This is a genomic window from Lacinutrix venerupis, from assembly GCF_003663945.1.
Lineage (GTDB): Bacteria > Bacteroidota > Bacteroidia > Flavobacteriales > Flavobacteriaceae > Lacinutrix > Lacinutrix venerupis.
Genome location: NZ_RCCH01000003.1, coordinates 92,976 through 115,718, shown reverse-complemented (window position 1 = coordinate 115,718; position 22,743 = coordinate 92,976). Strand labels below are relative to the sequence as shown.

24 protein-coding genes are annotated in these 22,743 nt (G+C 29.4%); 11 read left to right on the top strand and 13 right to left on the bottom strand.

The window, feature by feature from the left end; all coding sequences use genetic code 11:
• Window positions 1–27 precede the first annotated feature (27 nt).
• Entirely contained in the window at window positions 28–1,515 is a 1,488-nt protein-coding gene (locus tag CLV86_RS05245) for an aminotransferase-like domain-containing protein (protein WP_121050487.1), read from the top strand.
• 15 nt (window positions 1,516–1,530) lie between these two features.
• On the opposite strand, the gene CLV86_RS05240 is transcribed toward CLV86_RS05245, so the two are convergent.
• Window positions 1,531–2,493: an alpha/beta fold hydrolase gene (locus tag CLV86_RS05240; RefSeq protein WP_121050484.1), complete on the bottom strand. Its 963-nt coding sequence runs from the start codon at window positions 2,491–2,493 to the stop codon at window positions 1,531–1,533.
• A gap of 139 nt (window positions 2,494–2,632) precedes the next feature.
• Here CLV86_RS05240 and CLV86_RS05235 point away from each other — a divergent pair, with 139 nt between their 5' ends.
• Window positions 2,633–3,082, top strand: a complete 450-nt coding sequence (locus tag CLV86_RS05235; RefSeq protein ID WP_121050481.1) for a cytochrome c oxidase assembly factor Coa1 family protein — start codon at window positions 2,633–2,635, stop codon at window positions 3,080–3,082.
• A 4-nt stretch (window positions 3,083–3,086) separates the two neighbouring features.
• On the opposite strand, the gene CLV86_RS05230 is transcribed toward CLV86_RS05235, so the two are convergent.
• Both CLV86_RS05230 and CLV86_RS05225 read right to left on the bottom strand, forming a co-directional pair.
• Window positions 3,087–3,500 carry a putative signal transducing protein gene (locus CLV86_RS05230; protein ID WP_076731758.1) on the bottom strand — a complete coding sequence of 138 codons (414 nt, stop codon included), beginning with the start codon at window positions 3,498–3,500 and terminating at the stop codon, window positions 3,087–3,089.
• Window positions 3,501–3,515: 15 nt separating this feature from the next.
• Window positions 3,516–4,043 (bottom strand): hypothetical protein, encoded by a 528-nt coding sequence (locus CLV86_RS05225; protein WP_121050478.1) that lies wholly within the window; start codon window positions 4,041–4,043, stop codon window positions 3,516–3,518.
• A gap of 225 nt (window positions 4,044–4,268) precedes the next feature.
• On the opposite strand from CLV86_RS05225, the gene CLV86_RS05220 reads away from it, so the two are divergent.
• From CLV86_RS05220 to CLV86_RS05210, 3 genes are read left to right on the top strand one after another with little or no spacing between them, the layout of a single operon-like run.
• Window positions 4,269–4,646, top strand: a complete 378-nt coding sequence (locus CLV86_RS05220; RefSeq protein WP_170148510.1) for a hypothetical protein — start codon at window positions 4,269–4,271, stop codon at window positions 4,644–4,646.
• Between the two features lie 2 nt (window positions 4,647–4,648).
• Window positions 4,649–5,467 carry a DUF2975 domain-containing protein gene (locus CLV86_RS05215; RefSeq protein ID WP_121050473.1) on the top strand — a complete coding sequence of 273 codons (819 nt, stop codon included), beginning with the start codon at window positions 4,649–4,651 and terminating at the stop codon, window positions 5,465–5,467.
• 3 nt (window positions 5,468–5,470) lie between these two features.
• On the top strand, window positions 5,471–5,677 hold the full coding sequence (locus CLV86_RS05210) for a helix-turn-helix domain-containing protein (protein ID WP_121050470.1): 207 nt from the start codon (window positions 5,471–5,473) through the stop codon (window positions 5,675–5,677).
• Here CLV86_RS05210 and dinB read toward each other — a convergent pair.
• Complete coding sequence (dinB, locus tag CLV86_RS05205) at window positions 5,667–6,767, bottom strand: DNA polymerase IV (protein WP_121050467.1); 1,101 nt, start codon at window positions 6,765–6,767, stop codon at window positions 5,667–5,669. The genes CLV86_RS05210 and dinB overlap by 11 nt on opposite strands.
• 52 nt (window positions 6,768–6,819) lie before the next feature.
• Between dinB and CLV86_RS05200 the strand changes: the two genes are divergently transcribed.
• On the top strand, window positions 6,820–7,287 hold the full coding sequence (locus CLV86_RS05200; protein ID WP_121050464.1) for a CYTH domain-containing protein: 468 nt from the start codon (window positions 6,820–6,822) through the stop codon (window positions 7,285–7,287).
• A gap of 64 nt (window positions 7,288–7,351) precedes the next feature.
• On the opposite strand, the gene CLV86_RS05195 is transcribed toward CLV86_RS05200, so the two are convergent.
• From CLV86_RS05195 to CLV86_RS05175, 5 genes are all read right to left on the bottom strand, one after another.
• Complete coding sequence (locus tag CLV86_RS05195) at window positions 7,352–7,846, bottom strand: hypothetical protein (RefSeq protein ID WP_121050461.1); 495 nt, start codon at window positions 7,844–7,846, stop codon at window positions 7,352–7,354.
• A gap of 87 nt (window positions 7,847–7,933) precedes the next feature.
• Window positions 7,934–8,278 carry a hypothetical protein gene (locus CLV86_RS05190; RefSeq protein ID WP_121050458.1) on the bottom strand — a complete coding sequence of 115 codons (345 nt, stop codon included), beginning with the start codon at window positions 8,276–8,278 and terminating at the stop codon, window positions 7,934–7,936.
• Between the two features lie 106 nt (window positions 8,279–8,384).
• Window positions 8,385–8,762: a hypothetical protein gene (locus CLV86_RS05185; RefSeq protein ID WP_121050455.1), complete on the bottom strand. Its 378-nt coding sequence runs from the start codon at window positions 8,760–8,762 to the stop codon at window positions 8,385–8,387.
• Between the two features lie 63 nt (window positions 8,763–8,825).
• On the bottom strand, window positions 8,826–10,244 hold the full coding sequence (locus tag CLV86_RS05180; protein ID WP_121050452.1) for a DUF5689 domain-containing protein: 1,419 nt from the start codon (window positions 10,242–10,244) through the stop codon (window positions 8,826–8,828).
• 36 nt (window positions 10,245–10,280) lie between these two features.
• Window positions 10,281–13,064: a TonB-dependent receptor gene (locus CLV86_RS05175; protein ID WP_121050449.1), complete on the bottom strand. Its 2,784-nt coding sequence runs from the start codon at window positions 13,062–13,064 to the stop codon at window positions 10,281–10,283.
• A 141-nt stretch (window positions 13,065–13,205) separates the two neighbouring features.
• Here CLV86_RS05175 and CLV86_RS05170 point away from each other — a divergent pair, with 141 nt between their 5' ends.
• The 3 genes from CLV86_RS05170 (at window position 13,206) to CLV86_RS05160 (ending at window position 15,604) form a co-directional block, all read left to right on the top strand.
• Window positions 13,206–14,261: an endonuclease/exonuclease/phosphatase family protein gene (locus CLV86_RS05170; RefSeq protein WP_076731750.1), complete on the top strand. Its 1,056-nt coding sequence runs from the start codon at window positions 13,206–13,208 to the stop codon at window positions 14,259–14,261.
• A gap of 66 nt (window positions 14,262–14,327) precedes the next feature.
• Window positions 14,328–14,951 carry a hypothetical protein gene (locus CLV86_RS05165; RefSeq protein WP_121050446.1) on the top strand — a complete coding sequence of 208 codons (624 nt, stop codon included), beginning with the start codon at window positions 14,328–14,330 and terminating at the stop codon, window positions 14,949–14,951.
• Between the two features lie 32 nt (window positions 14,952–14,983).
• Complete coding sequence (locus CLV86_RS05160; protein WP_121050443.1) at window positions 14,984–15,604, top strand: lipoprotein signal peptidase; 621 nt, start codon at window positions 14,984–14,986, stop codon at window positions 15,602–15,604.
• Here CLV86_RS05160 and CLV86_RS05155 read toward each other — a convergent pair.
• The 4 genes from CLV86_RS05155 to CLV86_RS05140 are packed head-to-tail and all read right to left on the bottom strand — an operon-like array spanning window position 15,599 to window position 18,457.
• Window positions 15,599–16,171: a 5-formyltetrahydrofolate cyclo-ligase gene (locus CLV86_RS05155; protein ID WP_121050440.1), complete on the bottom strand. Its 573-nt coding sequence runs from the start codon at window positions 16,169–16,171 to the stop codon at window positions 15,599–15,601. The genes CLV86_RS05160 and CLV86_RS05155 overlap by 6 nt on opposite strands.
• An 8-nt stretch (window positions 16,172–16,179) precedes the next feature.
• Window positions 16,180–17,151 (bottom strand): succinylglutamate desuccinylase/aspartoacylase family protein, encoded by a 972-nt coding sequence (locus tag CLV86_RS05150; RefSeq protein WP_076731747.1) that lies wholly within the window; start codon window positions 17,149–17,151, stop codon window positions 16,180–16,182.
• A gap of 4 nt (window positions 17,152–17,155) precedes the next feature.
• Window positions 17,156–18,028, bottom strand: coding sequence for a 30S ribosomal protein S6--L-glutamate ligase (gene rimK, locus CLV86_RS05145; protein ID WP_076731746.1), 873 nt, complete (start codon window positions 18,026–18,028; stop codon window positions 17,156–17,158).
• Between the two features lie 9 nt (window positions 18,029–18,037).
• The gene (locus CLV86_RS05140) at window positions 18,038–18,457 is read right to left on the bottom strand and encodes an ATP-dependent zinc protease family protein (RefSeq protein WP_076731745.1); all 420 of its coding nucleotides are present in this window, start codon (window positions 18,455–18,457) and stop codon (window positions 18,038–18,040) included.
• A 118-nt stretch (window positions 18,458–18,575) separates the two neighbouring features.
• On the opposite strand from CLV86_RS05140, the gene uvrC reads away from it, so the two are divergent.
• Both uvrC and CLV86_RS05130 read left to right on the top strand, forming a co-directional pair.
• Entirely contained in the window at window positions 18,576–20,378 is a 1,803-nt protein-coding gene (gene uvrC, locus CLV86_RS05135; protein WP_076731744.1) for an excinuclease ABC subunit UvrC, read from the top strand.
• Window positions 20,379–22,628, top strand: a complete 2,250-nt coding sequence (locus CLV86_RS05130; protein ID WP_121050437.1) for a patatin-like phospholipase family protein — start codon at window positions 20,379–20,381, stop codon at window positions 22,626–22,628.
• The last annotated feature ends 115 nt before the right edge of the window (window positions 22,629–22,743 follow it).

The window sequence follows — 22,743 nt, the reverse complement described above, 5'->3', positions numbered from 1 at the left end:
TCACTAAAGTAGTCCAGTTTTAAAACAATGAGTAGTCCGGATAATAATATATTAAAATCTTTAATTCATTTTGATAAATCAACAAGTACTGCAATTTATATTCAAATTGCGCAACAGATTATTAATGCAATACAACGTGGCTACTTAGTCGAAGGTGTAAAGTTACCTGGAACAAGAAAATTTAGCGAGCTATTTGCTATAAATAGAAATACTGCAGTTGCTGTTTTCGATGAGCTAGCCTCACAAGGTTGGGTAGACATAGTCGCTAACAAAGGAACTTTTGTTTTAAAACCCGAAAAAAAAACAGCCGCTATTAAAGGAAAATTACAAGGTTTTGAAAAGTTAAATGCGCACCCAGAAGCAGCAGGTTTTTCTTTTCAGTCGTCTTTTAATTTAGCTTCAACCGAAGAATTTTTAATAACTAAATATGTAATTAACGACGGACAACCAGATTTAAGACTGCATCCCACACATCAATTTTCGAGATGGTACAGTGCTTCTATGAAACGTGCTTCGTTAATTTCGAAATGGAATCAAACTCAAGACCAATCTTACACCACATTTAGCAAACAACTTTGTAATTATTTAAATGCTACAAGAGGTTTCCATATAAAACCACAAAATATTGTAAGTACACGAAGTACAGAAATGAGTTTATACATTGTATCTCAACTTTTAATAGAAAAAAATGATATTGTATTAGTTGGTAATTTAAGTCATTATAAATCTAATATGATATTTCAGCAAGCAGGAGCCAATATAAAAACCATTCCTGTAGATGCACATGGTATTGATGTAGATTTTATTGAAAAGAATTTTACTAAAAGAAGTATTCGTTGCGTTTATGTTTGCGCTCATCGCCAATATCCTACAACTGTAAAGCTAACAGCAGAGCGAAGATTAAAATTATTGCAATTAGCAAAAGTGTATAAATTTGCGATTATTGAAGACGATTTTGACTACGATTTTCAATTTAATGGTTCTGCTATGCTACCAATGGCAAGTGCAGATAGCGAAGGCTTTGTTATTTATTTAGGCCGCTTGGGTCAATCGTTTTTTCCAAGTTTTCAAATAGGATTTGTTGTTGCTCCAGAAAATATAATTAATGAAGCTAAAAACTATTTGCAAATTCTAGATAAACAAGGCGATTTAATACAAAAGCAAATACTTACAGAGCTTATTGAGGAAGGAGAAATACATAGACTAATTAAAAAAAATATTACTGTTTATAAACAAAGACGCGATTTTTTATGCGAATGTTTAAATGTTTACTTTAAAAACCATGCTACTTGGCATGTGCCTACTGGAGGTTTAGCTATTTGGTTAAATTTCAAACCTATGATATCTCTTGTTCAATTAGCTCAAAAAACTAAAAAAAACAATTTACTTTTACCTAAAACAATACTTTACCAAAATAAAGATATATGTGCCATACGGTTAGGTTTTGGGCATTTAAATAATGAAGAAATAGAAAATGTTATTAAAATTTTAAAACAATCTTTTGATGAATTATAGAAATGTTCTCTTTCTTTATTTTATAAACGAACTAAAAATAGTATAAAATTTATCTGGCTCTTCAAGATAAGGGTTATGCCCACTATTCTCAAACATTTCAAATTGTGCTTGCGGCATAAATGTTTTGTATTGTACTGCAAATTCTGGTGTAGAAACACCATCATAACGTCCTGCGATAATAAGTGTCTTTGCTTTTATATTTTTTAAATCTTTTCTGTAGTCTTGATTTATCATGCTACCAGAAACATCAAAATCTCCATCTTTACCTATTATAGAAACATAGACATCGTTTGCCCAACCTCTATGCTTTTCTTTAGGCGAATTTTGCTTTAATTTAGTATTGTGGTAATAAATATATTTTGTTGGAAAACTAGCATAAACATCTGCCAATTCTTTGTCGCTAGATACGTAGCCTAATGCACGTAAAGAATCTACTCTTTTCCATTTTTCTGGAAAATGTGTCTTAGCATAATGGTTGTAACTATCGCAATTAGCTTGCCACATGGCTCCGCTATGAAAACCATTAATTAACACCATTTTATCTACATTATCCTTATATTTTATAGCATAAGCTTGTGCTGGTACAGTTCCATACGAATGACCAACCAGCGAAATTTTATTAAATTTTAAAAGAATGCGTAGTTTTTCAATTAATTCTACATCATGCTCTACACTATATTCTTTTGGATCTTTAGCATCATCACTTTTTCCTCGTCCTAACCAATCGAAAAATACAACAGTATTGGTTTTATAATACTGTCCAAAATTTCCTTGCATATAATCATGAGAATTTCCTGGTCCACCTGGTAAAAAGAATATAGGATCGCCAGAACCTTTTGTTTCTACATTAATTTTATAACCATCTATTTCGTAGAATTTAGACTCAAATTTATTGAATATATCGGCATCTTGTTGTGCACAACTACCTACTGAAATTAAAAAAAGAGAACAACAAAATAACTTAAGAAATGGTTTCATAAAATTGACTGATTTACTGTAAATATAATATTTTAACTCAAAAAAAGCTTTTACTTAATATGTTTAAGTGTAATGTATTATTTAAATTAGATACTTATATTAATAATTATATTTATAATAATTAATTAGAATAGTAAATATGGAAAACGTAAAACAAAAAAGTTGGTTTAGCAGAAATTGGGGATGGCTACTTGGCGGTGGTTGTTTATCTTTAATTGTTATAGTTATTTTAGTAGGTGTTGGTTTATTTTATAAAGTTTCCGATTCTATTTCTGGATCAGAACCTTATATATATGCGCTTTCTAAAGCATCAGAAAATGAAAAAGTTATAGATTTTTTAGGCGAACCAATAACAAGTAATGGTTTTGGTAACACAAGCTACAAATCTAAAAACGGTTCTAGTACCGCTACTTTAAATATTCCTATTAAAGGCCCAAAAGATGAAGCTATTATTTTTGTATCTGCCGAAAAAATAAATGATGAATGGACTTACAATTCGCTTTACGTTAAAGTAGATGGCGAAAATGAAATTATTTACTTAAACGATAATACAAATAGTGAAAATGAAGAATCTTTTGACGATTTTTAAAAAACTATTGTATTTCAAATTCTGTTTTACAAATTTCGCATTTATATTTGTGCTTCGCAGTTATTGGTAAAGTTCCAAATAGCACTCCAAAAATAAAACCGAAAAAGGATTTAAAGTCTTTAATAGTAGAAAATAAGTCTATTTTTTCGCTATTACAATTAGGACAATGTATTGCATTACCATTATCATCTATAGAATATTTATGGATAGAATTTAAAATATGCTGTGCCTTCATTGCATCTTTACTAAGTACTTTCATTTTTATTCCTCCAATTGCATTACTTACCAAAGGATCTGTTTCTATAGTAAAATTGTCGCTTAAAAATACTTGAACTCCTTCTGCTTCCAGACGGCCTTTAATAATTTGAGCTTCGGTAGAATACTGGAATCTTGCTATAGTTTTAAAAGTATCGCTCATGGTAATTTGTTTTTGCTAATCTACGTAAACTATTTCTCCAGTAGAGATATAATGATCTCTATCCATCCATTTAAAATTTTTATTTTCTGTAGCGTCCAGCAAATGTGCATTTAAAGCAAAAGCAACATGAGCACCGGTTTTAAACGCACGCTCTTTAGAATAAAGATTACAAACCTCAATTTTCTTATTGGTGTTATAAAAAATATTAATTATGTAAACAGCATCTTTAACATTCATTGTTGCCGAGCTTGCCCACACTGTAGTACTTTCGGTTGTAGCAAATATAGAAACATATTCTACTTCTGGTAAAGGTTGCCACTTTCCAAAATTTAAACCTAAGATAGAGTAGATTTTTCTGTATGTTTTATTTTCTAGGTTAATTTCTGTGCCATTGGTTTGTAAAAGTAAAACACTAAATGCTATTGGGACAATGTATTTAATAGAACCAAAAATCACTAAATACAAACATAAAACAGCTATTATTATACCAAGTACTGTTTTCCAGACAGGTACATTTTTTACATATTTAAGTGTTGTATTCATTGTTCAAATATAAATAAAGCTTTTATAATAAGAATTTTTATGTTTTTTAATAATTTATTATTGTTTATCAATAATTTTTATATATTTGTTATCGTTAAACAATAATAAATAGTTTTAAAAATGAGAAAAATAAAAATACTCCATTGGTTTGTTATTATATTAATTGTAGGCTACAGTTTGAATTTTATAGCAAACATATATTTAACCTTTTACACTCCCGATTTTATGAATTTTAATAAAGAGTTTTATAACAAATTTATTTTAGGGTATTATACTCAATTTGTTGGTTTAGCATTTTCATTAATCTTATTTATTGCTTTATTCTTTTTAAAAAACGGATTGAAACTAACCATTAGCAAAGGGTTTTTTAACCAAAAAAGCTCAGAAAAACTCAAAATAGCTGGAAACCTATTTTTGATTTATGGTGTGTTATGTTTAATTTGGGATACAATTCTACTTTTTTATTCTAAAGGTGAACTCTATTTTGTAGCTGGAATAAGTTCAGATATTCTATTAATCCTTATTGGTTTTAGTTTATTTATAATTGTGGACTTTATTGATAACGGCAATATACTTCAACAAGAAAACGACTTAACTATATAATTATGAAAAGAAATAAAATTTTAGTTAGCATATTACATAGGTTATTCACTTTTTTCTTTTGGTTCACTTTATTATTTACAATATATATTTTTGGTTTCGAAGTTTTTACAAAAGATGGTCATTTTGAAAATTTTGTATCTGAAAATCACCATGCCAATGGTTATAGTATTCCTATTAAATTTAATATTGATGTTAAAAATCCTGTTTTTAACAATTTTAAAACAATAAATTTAAAGAAAGGTGTAAATATCTATGGGCAAAAATGGTCTTCAAGAAATTCAGTCTATTTCGATGAGTTACCAAATGATATAAATGACGAGGTTAAAAATGTTATTAGCTTCAACTTTTATGGAGATACAGAATATTATACCACAACCAACTCAAGTTTTAATACCAATGGTTATATTATAGGCAAAAGTGATAATTTACTTATTAAAATATTACAAATGTTCAAGGCATATTCAGGACTAATAATGCTTGTATTAGTCTTTTATTTTCTGAAGAAAATTTTCTATTTAATTAAACAAAAATATAGTTTTACTAGTTTTTTATATCATAATGTAAAGTGGTTAGGTTTAATTTTAATAATTGGTGAGGTTTTAGATTTAATTGTAACCTATGTTTTAGGTTCTTATTATGGAAGCATTAGTGTAGAAACTTTTATAGATGGTAAATCATTTTATGACGGAATAAATCTCACTATGAATCCAAGGCTAGAATTCGATTTTACTTTATTTTTAGTCGGTCTATCACTTTTAGTTTTAACAAGCTTACTAAAATCAGCCAATATACTTCAACAAGAAAACGAACTAACAATATAACCTATGCCAATAATAGTAAACTTAGATGTTATGCTTGCCAAACGCAAGATGAAAAGCAAAGAATTGGCAGAAATTATAGGCATAACAACCGCTAATTTATCTATATTAAAATCTGGTAAAGCTAAAGCAGTACGTTTTTCTACCTTAGAAGCCATTTGCGAGGCTTTAGACTGCCAACCAAGTGATATATTAGAATATTCTAAAAGTTGATTTTTAACTGTGCGCTAATGCTTTTTTGTTCTACTTTTTTAGTCTTTTTATCCGTATTTAAATTCGATAACGAAATACCTAAAAGCCTAACAGAGTTGTTTAATTTTTCTTGATACAGCAGTTCTTTTGCAGTTTCTAAAACCACACTTTTATCGCTTATAAAGTAAGGCAATGTTTTACTTCGTGTTTGGAGTGTAAAATCGCTATACTTAATTTTTAAAGTTACAGTTTTTCCTGCCACTTTACTTCGGTTTAATCGCTTAGAAACCTCTTCGGCAATATGCTTTAGTTTTTCGAGCATAAATACTTCTGACGATAAATTTTTACTAAAAGTACGCTCTGCAGCTAGACTCTTTCTTATTCTATTTGGTTTTACTTCGCTATTGTGTATCCCTCTAACTATGTAATAGTAGTATTTACCAGATTTTCCGAAATTTTGCTCTAAAAACTCTAAAGATTTAGACTTTAAATCATGTCCTGTATAAATACCTTTTTGGTACATTTTTTCTGCAGTGACCTTGCCAATACCATAAAATTTTCTAATGTCAAGCGCTTCTAAAAACTCTAAAACCTCTTCTGGATTTACTGTTTTTTGTCCGTTAGGTTTGTTATAATCGCTAGCAATTTTAGCAACAAATTTATTTACAGAAATTCCTGCAGATGCAGTTAAACCAACCTCATTAAAAATGCGAGTTCTTATCTCTTCAGCAATAAGCGATGCACTAGGATTTCCTTTTTTATTTTCTGTAACATCTAAATAAGCTTCATCTAAAGACAATGGCTCTACCAAATCTGTATAGTCTAAAAAAATTGCTCTAATTTTTTGAGAAATTTCTTTGTAACGGTCAAAACGAGGTCTAACAAATATTAAATCGGGACACAAACGTCTTGCTTTTACACCACTAATAGCACTTCGCACTCCAAACTTACGTGCCTCGTAACTTGCTGCGCTTACAACACCTCTATCTCCACCTCCACCAACAGCTAAAGGTTTACCTATAAGTTCTGGATTATCCATTTGCTCTACAGAAGCATAAAATGCATCCATATCTACATGAATAATTTTTCTTATTGGTAAATTGTTTAACATGCTGTAAATTTACTAATTATTAAGTACGCAATAATCTATAATAAATTTTAAAATGATTGAAATAGAACGCAAATTTTTAGTAAAAAATAACGCTTTTAAAAGTTATGCTTTTAAGCAAACTAGAATTGTTCAAGGTTTTTTAAGCACAAATAAAAAGCGTACTGTTCGTGTTAGACTAAAAGGTAATACTGGGTTTCTAACAGTAAAAGGAGCGTCTTCTAAAAATGGATTGTCGCGTTTTGAATGGGAAAAAGAAATTACTAAAGACGAAGCTGAACCGCTCTTAAAACTTTGCAAAAAAGGTATAATTGATAAAATTCGTTATGAAATAAAAGTTGACAACCATATTTTTGAAGTCGATGAGTTTTTTGAAGATAATGCAGGCCTAATTGTTGCAGAGGTAGAATTATCAACAGAAAAAGAAAGCTTCACAAAACCAAATTGGTTAGGTAAAGAAGTTACAGGAGAGACTAAATATTATAACTCACAGTTAAGTAAAACACCATACTGTAAGTGGTAACTAACAATAAAAAAGCATCAATCTTAAAATAAAATTGATGCTTTTTTTAGTAACTATTTAAATATTAAGATGCTTTTTTTAAATCCATATTAATATTACTATTAATTAACTTATGCCACTTTTTAATTCTTTGTAATTCGTAATTTTCCATAAAGGCTTCTTGATTATTAAAAAATGACAAGACTTTATCTTCATCTTGCATAGGAAGAAATGTTATTCTCAATTCTAAATACTGTAATCTTGTTACTTTATCTTTTCCTTTTTTATAGTCTGAAATCAATTCGCAAGATTTAACTTTAGAAAGATTTATATTAAATATCTTATCGTCTTCTTTATTAAATTGAATATAAGTTAACATATTGTTTTCTTCTGCTAAACCAATATATTTATTATTCCAAACTTCTTTTAATTTATAATTAAAGCCATTGGCTTTAGTTATTTTTTCGGCTTTATTTTTTGTTTTTGATGTGCTATTGAGTCCTTTATAGATAAATATAAAAAAAGGTACAAAAACACAAGATACTACTAGTATCTCTAATACTGTAAGTGATAATTTCATTGTTTATTTAGATTTAATGTATAGTAAATCAACACTAAACTCATTAAAAAGTATAGTGATGCAATAGTTTTTAAGTAAATAATGCTTTTATGTAAACCAATGAAATGGAAAAATAATTATTTTTGTAGTTAGAGCAACGTTAATAAGATTACTTGTTTTTTGATAAAACAAATAATTTTCTTGTTCCTCTTTAAAAACTACATTTATTAAACCTAATAGTTTAAAAAATGTAATATTTTCTTCTTGAGACAGATTAATTGAAAAATCTATTTGAGAGTTTTCAATTACACCTTGATTATTAAATAAAGAACTTGATTGTACTGTACTTTTTGGCGTACTATTTTTTTGTACAATAGCAGTATCACTTTCTGTAAAAAAGAAAGAAGATATAGCTAATAAAAGCGTTATAACTATATAGTTAAACTTTGCCATTGTAACACAACATTTAAAGCACAAAGGTATGCGATTATTTGTTAAGTATATACTAATTTTTTATAAGTATAAATATATATGTTATAAATAAACCTAAGATGGTAATTTATAAGGATTGTAGTAATATTAAGCCCATAGCAATACATATAAAAGGAAGTGCTATAAGTAAAGAAATATTATATTTTGGCGACTTTTTTTTATTGAATTTAGCATTCATTACTTTTCTGGTATTACCATTATAAGTTATCCAGTTCTTAAAATGAATACCTATGGATAACATTACAAACAATATCCAAGCTTTATCACTAGACATTGCATTTACATGCATGTTACTAAAAAAAGCTGCAAAAAAACAGCCTAATAAAAAGGCTATTGTTATTTGTAAAAGAGAAGTATAATATAAGGCTATATTATTTGCTTTTTGTTTGTATTGTTTTTTATACTTAGAAAATACGAAGTAAAAAATTTGATCGAAAATAGTCATGCTATAAAAGTAAAAAACCTGATAGAATGTTCTATCAGGTTTTTTATTAATTTAAAATATATTTTAATTACTTAATACTCTTACGTTATCAATATGATATCTAGTTGTTGCACTTGGGTCTGAACCTTCATAAAAGAAACCAATATGTACGTCTCCACTGTAAGCAGAAATATCAATAGCACTAATTGGCTCTAAACCACCAAATGTATTAGTTACTCCATAAGGAATTGCAGCATTTAATGGTTCCCATGTTGCTGTTTCTGGATCTCCTGTAAAATCTTCTGAGATGTATGCAGATAATATAATACCGTTTGAATATGCAATTTCAAGGTCGAAAGTTAATATAGCGTCTGAACCTGCATCTAAAGTAATTGCTGGTGTAACTAACCACACATTAGCCTCTGAATTGTTTGAAGAGAAAGCAGAAATTCTAGCATAATCATTGTTATCGAAACCACTAATAAACCAATCTGTACTTGTTCCACTAATGTTTACATTTGTCCAACCTTCGTTTGTTAATCCTCCAAAATTCTCGAAATCTTCTTCAAAAGTTACTGTAAAATCATCGATATTAAATAATGAACAACGTGCATTATCTAACATTACATCGTCAGTAGTGTTTAATGCTAATACATGTGTACTACCATCGAAAGTTTTACTTACTACTGCTCTTAAAGAACCATTTCCTGTTGGTAAAAGTTCTTCTTTAAAAGTAGAAAAACTACTTGTTTCTAAACTAATTTCTGAGTAGTCAAAACCTCCACAAGCTTGTAATGTACGTTGTGTATCAAAAACCTCAACAGCATCAAAATAACGTTCACCATTTAAATCGTCTGCAAATTCTACATTATCTACCTGTACAAAAACACCTACTATAGCATCTGTAATATCAGCAAAAGCAACTGTTAAAGGTGTAAGCTCTACTGTTGTTTCTGAACGTAAAATATTAGTTTTAATTTGATTTTGATTTACTCTATCTACTGTACCACCAAAACTATCAAATTCTGTAGTACCACCAATAGTAATAACTCCACTTCCTGTTCTTTCTTCTCCAATATAAAGTCCTTTTAAGTTTATATAAACTTCACGTCCTTTATTAAATTGGTTGTAAGTATCTGTTTGGTCGATAGCTACTTTAAAAGCGCTTGTAGGATTTTCAGCTTTATTTTGAATGTAAAATTCTTTAAAGAAGTTTCCTGTAGCATCAGAAGAACTTATGTATCCTTTTATATAAATATCATTTTCTACTTCAAAAGGAATTGCATCATCATTATCTCCATCGTTATTAGGATCTGAATTATACAAGTTTTTTGCATATTCAAAATCAACCTCTGTAGAAGTTGCTAACATATTAGCTAAGGCTTTATTTTCTTCAGTTCCAAGAATATTTGGTACTGCGTAATCATCGTCTTCTACACAAGAAGTTATAGCTATTAAAGCCATAAAACTTAATGCTAATGTTATTAATTTATTCGTTTTCATAATCGTAATGTTAATAATTATTAATTTTTCTTTTTTTTAAAATCTAAGATACACATTTACAAAGTAATTAGCACCTCTACCGTACCAATATTTAGCTCCAAAGACTCTTTTCTCTAAATTAACATCGTCTCTTAATGCTCTATAATCTGCACGTCTACCTTGCTCGTAACCACCTGTTTTATATTCCTTATCTAATAGGTTTCCTACACTTGCAAAGAACCCGATATATTTATCTCCAATTTTCCATGATTTTCCTCCTACAAGATTAACAACCATATAGTTATCAAATTTTTCTTGTTTTAATAGCTCTTTTGCTACTTCTGGATCATAATCGTTATACGGTAATCCATCTGCATCTGTATAAAATGCATTAGATCTTGCTAATGGACTAATGTCTACATATGCATTATCAAAAAAGTTTGCTGTTGCTCCAAACCACCAGTAATCTGGGTCTCTATATTCAAAACCTACAGAGTATGCTGTTTGTGGTCCACCAGCTACTTTATAATCTTTTAAGTTTGATGTAGTAACATCTGTTACAAGGTTAACATCTTCTCCATTTTGTGTATCTACAAAATCTTCTGATGTTGAGTTAATATATAAATTAGGGTTGTTATCGTAAGTATATTGTCCTACAGAAGCAGCACCTTTTAACTTAATAGTTGGTGTTATTTGTGCTTCTATACCTAATTCTCCTCCAATATGCTTTTTTTCTACTCCAGTTAATACTTCTTGAATAAATCCTGTGTTACTTCCTTGAGTAAAGAAAAATGAGATTTCGTTAGCATCTTCTATTTTAGTATAAAAACCTGTTAATTTTGCTTTTATTATAGGAGATCTAAAAATATAACTTGCATCAAAAGATGTTACTTTTTCTTCAGTAATATCGATTCCTTCTTCTTTTTCACCAAATCTTACACCAACATAATCATGGCTTTCTCTTGAGTTTGTATAAGTGTTTCTAATAGATGGTGCTTTTGTAATATAACCTCCATTAAAATCTAATAAATGCTTACCAGTAATTTTATATGTAAATCCTGCTTTTGCTCCAACTCCAGTAAATTCTAATTTATCTCCTTTTCCAAAAGAGTTACCAACGTTATTTCCGTTTTCAAATAAACCTTCTCTTTGGTAATCTGTTTTTGTTAAACTTCCAGCTAAGTAAAAATCTACTTTATTGTATTTAAACTGTGCTTGTGCAAAACCAGATAATTCGTTTACATAAATATTATAGTTGTATCTAAACTTATCTCCTTCGTAAGCCACATAACCTGGATTGTTTTCATCAAAGTTATTCTGGCTAAAGTTATCTACATTAGAAACTCCTGTTGTACTTCCTAATAAATCAATTATTTCTGCGAAATTTTCAGAATCTAATTTTCTATAGTTTGCACCAGCATGAAATAAGATGTTTTCATTTAATTCTGTATTAAAAATAGTGTTAACTGTTAATTGCTTATCGTCATTTCTATCTTCATACAAAGTGTATGCTGCATTTGTTCCAGATACATTGTTTGTTAAATTGGCATCAATAATTCTTTCCCAATCAATTTGTCCATCATTTAAAAACTCTTGTTCTGCTAAATAAGCTCCAGCTAAATCTCCGTCTTCTAAATAATCACTTGGTAAATCTTGGTAATAAGCTGGACTTGGATTTGCACCACCAGCATAATCTAAACGACTGTTACCAACTTTTCCAAATTGGTATCCAATGTTTGTATTTAATGCTGTTTTAGATGACATATCCCAAGTATGATTTAACATTATAATTGGCTCTTCTACCTCTTTAATACGTGAGTTCTTTTTCTCTCCGTCTAAGTATCCCCAATATTCGTTATACTTAATACCTTTTAAATCGTAAACTTCTTGTGTATTTGCTGAAGATTTTCCTCTTCTATTAGGTGCATAAATTGAAGTAAAGTTTATACTATGCTTATCGTTAATTACTTTCTCTACAGATGCAAAAAACGAGTTAGAGTCGTAAAGTGAAGCGTCTTGGTAACCTTCGTCTCCCCAACGGCGTCCAAGCATAATTGTATATGCCCATCCATCTTCCATTAAGCCAGAAGAGTAGCTAGCCATTAAACGGTTTGTATAACTTCTGTTAGAAGATGAGTATGTTACACGTCCACCTTCTCTATAAGAAGATGCTTTAGTGTTTATATTTGTAGCTCCTAAAACACCACCAAATGTATATGCTGAAGGCGATAGACCTTGAGAAAACTCTTGGTTTCTTACAACATCATTTAGTCCTCCCCAATTACTCCATTGTGGTCTTCCAGTATCAAATTTATTCATTTTAATACCGTTAATTAAAACAGTACCGTTATCTGAATCTAATCCTCTTACTCTAAAGAAAGATGAGCTAAATTCGAAAGCCGCTGTACGTTGAAAAATGTCTAAAGAAGATGATAATAATCCTGAAATATTATCAGAACCACTTGTATCATCATTTAATTCATCATCAGAAAGTGTAATTGTAAACAAATCTACTTGACTGCCTTTGTCTACCTCAAGAGTCATGTCTTGAATATCAACAGTTTGACCTTCATTTACAATAATAGGATATCTTTTTGGCAGAAACCCTGGTTTAGTAATTTTTAGCATTTGCTCTCCAAAAGGAATTGGCTGGCTAAATTGAAACTGACCAAGACCATCTGTCTTTTCAGCTTGTCCTGTTTCCTCAACAGTAATTGTTACATCTGGAAGTGGTTCATCTGTAACAGCGTCCTTAACGCTACCTTTTACAATAGTGTCTTGAGCGAAAGCTGTTAGGACAGAAAACATTCCGAATAAAAAAATAAAAATAATTTTTTTCATGTTAGAAATAGATAGTTAAAAATAATTTACACATTAAATAATAGTTATTTAAGGCGTGCAAAGTTACATTATTTATTAGAAACATTTACCTTTGGCAGGAAATTTGAACGTACGCATAACATAAACATAACATTATAACTAATGAAAAATTTAAATCTATGGCTTACAATCGCGCTTATTACAGCTTTTATAAGCGTTAATGCTCAAGAAGAAAAGAAGTATAAAATTCACACTGTGGCTTTTTATAATCTTGAGAACTTGTTTGATACCGTAAATGACCCTGAAAAAAACGATGAAGCAAGTCCTATGATGGAAATTAAAGCAAATCGTGAAGAAATTTACAAAAAGAAAGTACATAACATGGCTCGCGTTATTTCTGATATTGGAGCAGAAACAACAGGAAATGCTCCTGCCATTATTGGAATTTGTGAGGTTGAAAACGTTAATGTAGTAGAAGATGTTGCTAATGATCCATTATTATTAGCCAAAGACTACGGTATTGTACATTTTGAATCTCCAGATAGACGTGGAATTGATGTGGGTTTAATGTACCAAAAAGAATTATTCCAGCCAGTATCTAAAAGCTCTCATACTCTAAAAATATACGATGATAACACAAAAAAACGTGTTTACACTAGAGACCAATTATTAGTTTCTGGAAAACTTGATGGAGACCTTATACATGTTATAGTAAACCACTGGCCATCTAGAAGTGGAGGTGAAGCAAGAAGTCGCCCTAAGCGTATTGCTGCTGCAAAATTAAACAAACACATTATAGACTCTTTACAAGCAATAGATCCTTATGCTAAAATAATTACAATGGGAGATTTAAACGATGATCCTACAAATGAAAGTGTAAAAGGAATACTTAAAGCTCAAGCAAAGAAAAAAAATGTAAAAATTAAAGGTATCTACAACCCATACATTAATATGTTTAAAAAGCAAGGTTTAGGAACAACTGCTTATAGAGATGCATGGAGTTTATTTGATCAAATAATGGTTACAAAGCCTTTAATAGAAACAGATTATTCTTCTTTTAGATATTACAAAGCAGGTATTTATAATAAAAACTATTTAAGTAATAAAAAAGGACGTTATAAAGGCTACCCATTAAGAAGTTTTGCTGATGGAGGATTTACAGATGGCTTTAGTGACCACTTTCCTGTATACATGTATTTAATTAAGGAAACAAAATAATATTTACAATTAACCTATATACAAGCGCCAACTTTATGTTGGCGTTTTTTTATACATTAGTTAAACGTGAAAAATTACATCTCTATAATATTAATATTTACATTTTTTTGGTTAAACGCACAAAAAACCGAAAAAAAAACAATAACAAACAATGCGATACAATATATTACTATTGAAGGTGATGCTTTTTTTAAAATTGATGTTAAAACAACAACAAATAAAACTATAAAAATAAATTCTAGAACAGAAGGAGAAGATGCATTAAATACTATTATTTTAAAAGAAATAAAAAATGACTCTTTAATAATATCAAGTATTTACAAACCATTAGTTAAAAATTATAACGATAAATTAAGCGTGCATAAAGTAACTTCAATTGAACTTCTATTAGAAATTCCAGAGAATTTAAATCTATATTTTAAAAGCAAAATTGGTTCTGCAAAAATATATGGGCGCTATAAAACATTGTTTTTAGAATTACATCAAGGCAATGCGAATATTTTTAATTTTTTAGGAAATGCAATAATCAACACTTTTAATGGAGATATTAATTTAGAAACTGCTAATGCAACAGTAAAAGCTAAAAGCAAAACAGGAAGTGTTAACTATAACAAAATAACTTCCGGAAAAAACCAAGTACAAATTAACACTATTAACGGAAATATTAATATCCATAAAACTAAAAAATAGTCTTATTTTAGCTTTAAATCATATAAACACCTTTGAAAAAAGCTTCCATTTTAATTATTATAATTTTACTAATCGACCAGATTAGTAAAATGTACATAAAAACACATTTTCAGTTACACGAATCTGAAACAGTTTTTAGCTGGTTTAAAATATATTTTGTTGAAAATGATGGTATGGCTTGGGGAACCAAATTAAGCGACATTTTACCGTTTATTGGAGATAGAACTGCAAAATTATGTTTAACTACTTTTAGAATATTTGCCATTTTAGGCATTGGTTATTGGTTAGTTAACGCCATTAAAAAGAAGCACTCTAAAACCTTAATTTTTGCTCTAATATTTATTTTTTCTGGAGCTTTAGGAAATATTATAGACTCTGTTTTTTATGGTGTAATTTTTAATGATAGTTTTGGACAGGTAGCTACTTTTTTACCAGTAGATGGAGGTTACGACAAAGCTCTATTTGGCAATGTAGTAGATATGCTATATTTCCCAATGTGGCAAGGTAATTTACCTGAATGGATACCATATTTGGGAGGAGAAAATTTTATATTTTTTGAGCCTGTATTTAATATAGCAGATGTTGCTATTGCAATTGGTTTTGGTATCTTATTATTTTTCAATAACAAGGCGTTTCCTAAAAAAATATTATAATTTAAATGTATATATTTTTTCTGGTGTTACACAATAATCAATAGCAATATCCGAATCTAAAACAGGAAAACCTTCTTCTTCTACATTAAAAAAAGACAAACCTATTTTAATAGTTTCTGGTTTACAACTTGCTAAAAAATTATCATAAAAACCTTTACCATAACCAATACGATTCCCTTTTTTATCAAAAGCCAAAAGAGGTAAAAACACCACGTCAATTTTAGAATTATTAATCTCTATTCCGTTAACTGGTTCTGGTATGTTATAATTGTTTATTTTTATTTTAGTAGCGTCTGTAAGCAAGAAGTTTTTAAGGGTTCTTGTTTTAAAATCACTTTTTGAGATAACAATATTCTTATCTTTACCAGATAGAATATTAAGAATAAAATCTGTATTAACTTCTTTTAAACTTTCTATAGTTAGAAAAACATGATAGAATTCATGATCCCAAATATTTAAAGTTAAAAGTTTATTTGCAATCTCAATACTTAAATCATCAATAGTTTCTTGAGATAACTTACTTCTAATGGCTTTATATTTTTTTCTAAGTTCTTGTTTAGAAACCATGTTTAGTTTTATACTAATTTTGTTGAAATATGAAAAAGAGCATCTCCTTGATAAACAATTGGAGATTCGTTTACATTAATAATGTAACCTCCGTTAGAGGTTTTTACAAAATGATTAAACTTACCATAAGGATCTGTAATATTTCCAATAACATCTCCTTTTTTTACTTTAGCTCCAATAGCTATTGAAGCTTTAAACATACCCGAATAACTAGCACGTATCCAACGGCTTTCTTTAATAAAAACACAATCTTTTTTAGGTGTTGAAACTTTAAACTTTTTATGAAGCATTCCATAATGACTCATAATACGTTTAGCACCATTAACTCCTGTGTTTGTTACTGTATTATCTATATGAAAAGACTTTCCTCCTTCAAAAAGCAAAATTGGCTTTTTTAAACGTTTACAGGTATTTCTAAAAGATTTATTTAAATTTTTAGAATATAAAACAAACGGTGCTCCAAATATTTCTGCAGCTATATCAATATCTTTATTTCCCTCAGCTATTCTTATTTGAGGTGCATTAAATCTCATTGCTCCACCGGTATGAAAATCCATAATAAAATCTGCGTGCGGTACAATTTCAGAAACTAAAGAATATGCTACTCTACTTGCTAAAGATCCAGACTTACTTCCTGGAAAGACACGATTTAAATCGCGTCCATCTGGAAATTCGCGCTCCATATTAATAAAGCCAAAAATATTAAGAACTGGAATACAAATTGTAGTTCCTATTCTAGGTTTATTTATACCTTTTGCAATAATTTGCCTTACTATTTCTACGCCATTAATTTCATCACCATGAATACCTGCTGTAAATAAAATAACAGGTCCAGGTTTTTTAGAACGTTCAATTATAATAGGAACATCTACAGGAGTTCTAGTATGAAGTTTTGCTAGATTAAAAGCAACTTCTTTACTTTCTCCTAATCCAATTTTTTCACCTAATATTTCTAAAATGTCGTTTGTTTTATTAATCATTTATTTAAACACTTTTTTCAATAAATGCAATAATATTTTTTGCAATATTTCTTCCTGTTGCAGATTCTATACCTTCTAATCCTGGAGTTGAGTTCACCTCAAGCAACAATGGTCCACGAGCAGACTGCAACATATCTACACCACAAACTGGTAGTTTTAATGCTTTAGCAGCATTTATTGCTACTTTTAATTCGTCGTGACTAAGTTTTATAATGTTAGCACTACCACCTCTATGTAAATTAGACCTAAACTCTCCTTCTTTTCCTTGGCGCTTCATTGCTCCAACCACTTGCCCATCTACAATAAGCGCACGTAGGTCTGCTCCTTTTGCTTCTTTTATAAATTCTTGCACTATAACTCTTGCTTGTAACCCATTAAATGCTTCAAGAACAGATTCTGCTGCACTTTTAGTTTCAGCCAAAACAACTCCTAAACCTTGAGTTCCTTCTAATAATTTAATAATTACAGGTGCTCCACCTACATGCTCAATAACTTCTCTAGCATCACGAGAATAGTTTGTAAATACTGTTTTTGGCATTCCAATACCTGCTTTACTAAGACGTTGCAGACTTTTTAATTTATCTCGAGAACGTAAAATAGCATCACTAGTTACAGTTGTAAACACATTCATCATTTCAAATTGTCTTACTACAGCACAACCATAAAATGTAACAGATGCTCCAATTCTTGGAATAACAGCATCTACGTAATCTAAATAACGATCTTTATAGTAAATAGAAGGTTTTTCTTTTTCAATAATAATATCACATTTTAAAGGATCTATAACCTCTACTTTATGACCTCTTTTTTCACCTTCTTCTACTATTCTTTCTGTAGAATATAGATATGCATTTCTAGATAATATAACTATGTTCATTCTTTTATTTTACTTAGTGTTAAAAGATAGATTAAATACATCTACATCTACCATAAATTTATTTTTTAAAAATTGTCTTCCAATTAAAACAGGAAACTTCATTTCTGCTCTTGTGCTTAGCGTTAGGTTTATTTTATATGTTTTACCAAAAAAAACAACATCTGTTTTAACTTTATACCTATTTTCTACAAAACCATTACTGCTTTTTACATCTGTAAAGGTATAATTTTCAAAAACAACTTCTTTTCCATTAAAATTTGGATGCCCTTTACTGTAAAAAGTACAACGCAAAGTGTTGTTTTCTTCTACTATTTTAGAACAATGGATTGCAGAAGTATAAGCTCCTGTATCTATTTTAGCATCAATTTCAAATAAATTAAGTTTTGGAAAATCGATTTTATCTGTTCTTCCTATAATTTTTTTATTCATTTTTTTCTTTAAAAAGTGGCGCAATGTACTGAATTAGTTCTTTAAAAAAATATAAATTTTAAATGATAAAATTAAGCGTTGTTTTTTAATACAACTTATAAATAATTACCTTTGGGATATGGCAAATCCTTCGTTAGATATTCAATTAAAAACACTTCCAAATGCTCCGGGAGTTTATCAATATTTTGATGCTGAAGGTACTATTATCTACGTTGGTAAAGCAAAAAATTTAAAAAAACGTGTTTCTTCATATTTTACCAAAACACATGACAGTGGTAAAACCAGAGTGTTAGTTAGAAAAATTGCAAACATTAAGCATATTGTTGTTGAGACAGAAAATGATGCACTTTTACTAGAAAACAATCTAATTAAAAAACACAAACCAAGATACAACGTTTTATTAAAAGACGACAAATCTTATCCTTGGATTTGTATTAAAAAAGAACGATTTCCAAGAATTTTTCCAACTAGACGCGTTATAAAAGACGGTAGCGAGTATTTTGGACCTTACACAAGTATGAAAACAGTAAAAACTTTACTGGATTTAATTAAAGGTTTATACAAACTTAGAACGTGCAACTATAAACTATCTCAAGACAACATAGCATCTGGAAAATTTAAAGTGTGCCTAGAATACCACTTAGGAAATTGCAAAGGCCCATGCGAAGCTCTTGAAACAGAAGCAAGTTACCAAGAAAACATTACTGCAATTCGAGAAATTTTAAAAGGAAATTTTAAAGATTCTTTAGACCAATTTAAAGAGCAAATGCTAATTTTTGCAGAGAATATGCATTTTGAAGAAGCTCAAAAAATTAAAGAAAAAATCGAAGTTTTAGAAAACTATCAAGCAAAATCTACCATAATAAATCCTAAAATTAGTAATGTAGATGTGTTCTCTATTGTAAGCGACGAGAGTTATGGTTATATAAATTTTCTTCAAATCTCCTATGGTTCTATTATAAGATCTCACACATTAGAAATTAAAAAGAAACTAGATGAGTCTGATAAAGAATTACTAGAACTTTCGATAGTAGAACTTCGGGCTCGTTTTAATTCGAACTCAAAAGAAATTTATGTTCCTTTTAAAGTAAATGTTGGAGAAAACATTAAGGTATCTTTACCACAACTTGGCGATAAACGTAAAATTTTAGACCTCTCCATTCGTAACGCCAAATATTATAGAATGGAACGTTTTAAACAAGTTAAAATAACAGATCCAGATCGCCATGTTAAAAGAATAATGGCACAGATGCAAAAAGATTTACGTTTAAGTGAAGAACCTAGACATATAGAATGTTTTGATAACTCAAACATACAAGGTACAAATCCTGTAGCTGCTTGTGTTGTTTTTAAAAATGGAAAACCAAGTAAAAAAGATTATAGGCATTTTAATATAAAAACGGTTGTTGGTCCAGATGATTTTGCTTCTATGGAAGAAGTAGTTTACAGACGCTACAAACGGTTATTAGATGAAAACGAACCATTGCCGCAATTAATAATTATAGATGGTGGAAAAGGACAACTATCTTCTGCATTAAAAAGTTTAGATGCTTTAAACTTACGTGGTACAATTGCCATTATAGGAATTGCCAAACGTTTAGAAGAATTATTTTATCCAAATGATCCAATTCCCTTATATTTAGATAAAAAAAGTGAAACATTAAAAATTATTCAACAACTTAGAAATGAAGCACACCGTTTTGGCATAGAACACCATAGAAATAAAAGAAGTAAACAAGCGCTAAATACTGAAATGGAAACAATTCCTGGGATTGGAGAAAAAACTATTGTAGATTTATTAAAGAAGTTTAAATCTGCAAAACGAATTGCTAATGCTAAACTAGACGAACTTGAGGATGTCATTGGAGTCTCAAGAGCAGAAAAAATTTACAGTTACTACCATAAAACCGAAAAAGAATAAATGAAAACATTTATCATCGCTATTTTACTATTAACAATTGCAAATACTAACCTATTTGCTCAAGAAAAAACTGAAAAAGAACCTAAAGTAGGATTAGTTTTAAGTGGTGGTGGTGCAAAAGGTTTGGCACACATTGGTGCCTTAAAAGTAATAGACAGTCTTGGTCTAAGAGTAGATTACATTGCAGGAACAAGTATGGGAGCAATTGTAGGTGCGCTTTATGCTTCTGGATATTCTGGAAACCAATTAGATTCCATATTTAAAAGTGTAGATTTCGATAAAATATTAAACGACGAAGTACCAAGAGCAGCAAAAACTTTCTACGAACGCGAAAATCAAGAAAAATATGCTGTTATATTACCTTTTGATAATTTTAAAGCACAATTGCCTTCTGCTTTATCTCGCGGCCAAAACACATTTAACCTATTATCTAAATTAACTTTACATGTTAATAATGTTTCAGATTTTAGTAAACTCCCAATTCCCTTCTTTTGTATCGCTACAGATATTGAAACCGGACAACCTGTAATTTTAGAAAAAGGAAATTTAGCACAATCTGTAAAAGCCAGCGGAGCATTTCCGTCACTTTTTCAACCTGTAAAAATAGGCGAACAACTATTAATAGATGGAGGTGTAACAAATAACTATCCAATAGATGAGTTAAGAGCTAAAGGAGCCAACATTATTATAGGTGTAGACGTACAAGATGGTCTTGCCAATAGAGCCGATTTATCTTCCGCTCCTGCCATTTTATTTCAAATAAATAATTTTCGTACCATAAATGATATGAAAATTAAAGCACCAAAAACAGACATCTACATTAAACCAGACATAACAAAATTTACTGTGGTTTCTTTTGATGATGGTCCACAAATTATTGAAAATGGAGAAATTGCAGCAAAACTAAAAGCTAATGAATTAAAGGAACTTGCAAAAAAACAATTAAAAAAAAGAGACAGTTTTTTTAAACCTAAAAAATCTGATAGCATCTATATAAATCACATCGTTATTAATGGCTTAGAAAACTACACAAAATCTTATGTGGTTGGTAAATTAAAATTAAAATCTAAAGAAAAAATTAGTTACAATAAATTTATTAGCGGTTCAAACAATCTTGTTAGCACCAATAATTTCGATAGCTTTACTTATAAATTAGTTCCATCTGTAGAGAATAATATTTCTGGATATAATTTACATGCAGACCTCGATGAAACAGATAAAACCATGTTTTTAAAGTTTGGTTTACATTACGATGGTTTATATAAAAGTGCATTTTTATCTAACGTAACAAAAAACCAAGTATTATTTAAAAGCGACGCATTATCGTTAGATTTAATTGTAGGCGATAACGTTAGATATAATTTTAATTATTATATAGATAAAGGTTTTTATTGGAGCTTTGGTATAAGTTCTAATTATAACGAATTTGAAAAAGGTGTTGCGGCAGGAGCAATATTAGCTGAAGAAGATATAACATTCAATAGACTCAATAAACTAAACGTTAAAATTACAGATTTAACAAATAAAATATTTGTTCAAACACAATATCAAAACGATTTAAAACTAACACTTGGCGCAGAGCTTAAACATTTAAAAATTAAATCTGAAACGTTAAGATCAGATATAAACCAAAGAGAAACTGTATTTGACAATAGTGACTATTTTAATGCTTTTGGAAATTTACGTTTTGACTCATACGACAACAAATACTTCCCAAATGAAGGCTTGTATTTTAATGCAGATTTTAAATATTTTTTATTTTCGTCAGACTACACTAATAGCTTCAGCCCTTTTTCATTAATCAATGCTAAAATAGGTTACGCCTATTCCTTATCTCCCAAATTAAGTGCCACTATTTCTAGTGAAGCAGGAGCTAAAATTAACGGCAAAAACACAAGCTATTTTGATTATGTTCTTGGTGGTTATGCAAATAATTTTATTAATGGTTTTAGATCGTTTTATGGTTACGATTACTTATCACTACCTGGCGGTAGCTTTATTAAAGGAACTATAAATTTAGATTATGAAATTTTTGACAAAAACCATATAACAGCAGCTGCAAACTATGCAAATATAGAGGACGATTTATTTAGTTCTGAAGATATTAATTGGTTTTCGCTTCCAGATTATTCTGGTTATGCTTTAGGTTATGGATTAGAAACATTTTTAGGCCCAATAGAAGCTAAATACACTTTCTCTCCAGAAACAAAAGAAAGTTATTGGTTTTTTAATTTAGGTTTTTGGTTTTAGAGCTTATATTTTTTAAACTCCAAAAAAATCACGATATTTGTTATAAATGAAGTATCTCTGGCAGGACATATTAACCTTTTTAAAATTTCTTATAAAAAGAAATCCAGAGTGATTT

Bases quoted from the DNA above. Each gene is read 5' to 3' on its own strand.
- CLV86_RS05235 (WP_121050481.1), top strand. From the start codon at position 2,633: ATGGAAAACGTAAAACAAAAAAGTTGGTTTAGCAGAAATTGGGGATGG.
- CLV86_RS05215 (WP_121050473.1), top strand. From the start codon at position 4,649: ATGAAAAGAAATAAAATTTTAGTTAGCATATTACATAGGTTATTCACT.
- CLV86_RS05180 (WP_121050452.1), bottom strand. From the start codon at position 10,244: ATGAAAACGAATAAATTAATAACATTAGCATTAAGTTTTATGGCTTTA.
- CLV86_RS05185 (WP_121050455.1), bottom strand. From the start codon at position 8,762: ATGACTATTTTCGATCAAATTTTTTACTTCGTATTTTCTAAGTATAAA.
- rimK (WP_076731746.1), bottom strand. From the start codon at position 18,028: ATGAACATAGTTATATTATCTAGAAATGCATATCTATATTCTACAGAA.
- CLV86_RS05220 (WP_170148510.1), top strand. From the start codon at position 4,269: ATGAATTTTAATAAAGAGTTTTATAACAAATTTATTTTAGGGTATTAT.
- CLV86_RS05155 (WP_121050440.1), bottom strand. From the start codon at position 16,171: ATGGTTTCTAAACAAGAACTTAGAAAAAAATATAAAGCCATTAGAAGT.
- CLV86_RS05200 (WP_121050464.1), top strand. From the start codon at position 6,820: ATGATTGAAATAGAACGCAAATTTTTAGTAAAAAATAACGCTTTTAAA.
- CLV86_RS05240 (WP_121050484.1), bottom strand. From the start codon at position 2,493: ATGAAACCATTTCTTAAGTTATTTTGTTGTTCTCTTTTTTTAATTTCA.
- uvrC (WP_076731744.1), top strand. From the start codon at position 18,576: ATGGCAAATCCTTCGTTAGATATTCAATTAAAAACACTTCCAAATGCT.
- CLV86_RS05210 (WP_121050470.1), top strand. From the start codon at position 5,471: ATGCCAATAATAGTAAACTTAGATGTTATGCTTGCCAAACGCAAGATG.
- CLV86_RS05230 (WP_076731758.1), bottom strand. From the start codon at position 3,500: ATGAGCGATACTTTTAAAACTATAGCAAGATTCCAGTATTCTACCGAA.
- CLV86_RS05190 (WP_121050458.1), bottom strand. From the start codon at position 8,278: ATGGCAAAGTTTAACTATATAGTTATAACGCTTTTATTAGCTATATCT.
- CLV86_RS05175 (WP_121050449.1), bottom strand. From the start codon at position 13,064: ATGAAAAAAATTATTTTTATTTTTTTATTCGGAATGTTTTCTGTCCTA.
- dinB (WP_121050467.1), bottom strand. From the start codon at position 6,767: ATGTTAAACAATTTACCAATAAGAAAAATTATTCATGTAGATATGGAT.
- CLV86_RS05195 (WP_121050461.1), bottom strand. From the start codon at position 7,846: ATGAAATTATCACTTACAGTATTAGAGATACTAGTAGTATCTTGTGTT.
- CLV86_RS05150 (WP_076731747.1), bottom strand. From the start codon at position 17,151: ATGATTAATAAAACAAACGACATTTTAGAAATATTAGGTGAAAAAATT.
- CLV86_RS05245 (WP_121050487.1), top strand. From the start codon at position 28: ATGAGTAGTCCGGATAATAATATATTAAAATCTTTAATTCATTTTGAT.
- CLV86_RS05225 (WP_121050478.1), bottom strand. From the start codon at position 4,043: ATGAATACAACACTTAAATATGTAAAAAATGTACCTGTCTGGAAAACA.
- CLV86_RS05170 (WP_076731750.1), top strand. From the start codon at position 13,206: ATGAAAAATTTAAATCTATGGCTTACAATCGCGCTTATTACAGCTTTT.
- CLV86_RS05130 (WP_121050437.1), top strand. From the start codon at position 20,379: ATGAAAACATTTATCATCGCTATTTTACTATTAACAATTGCAAATACT.
- CLV86_RS05140 (WP_076731745.1), bottom strand. From the start codon at position 18,457: ATGAATAAAAAAATTATAGGAAGAACAGATAAAATCGATTTTCCAAAA.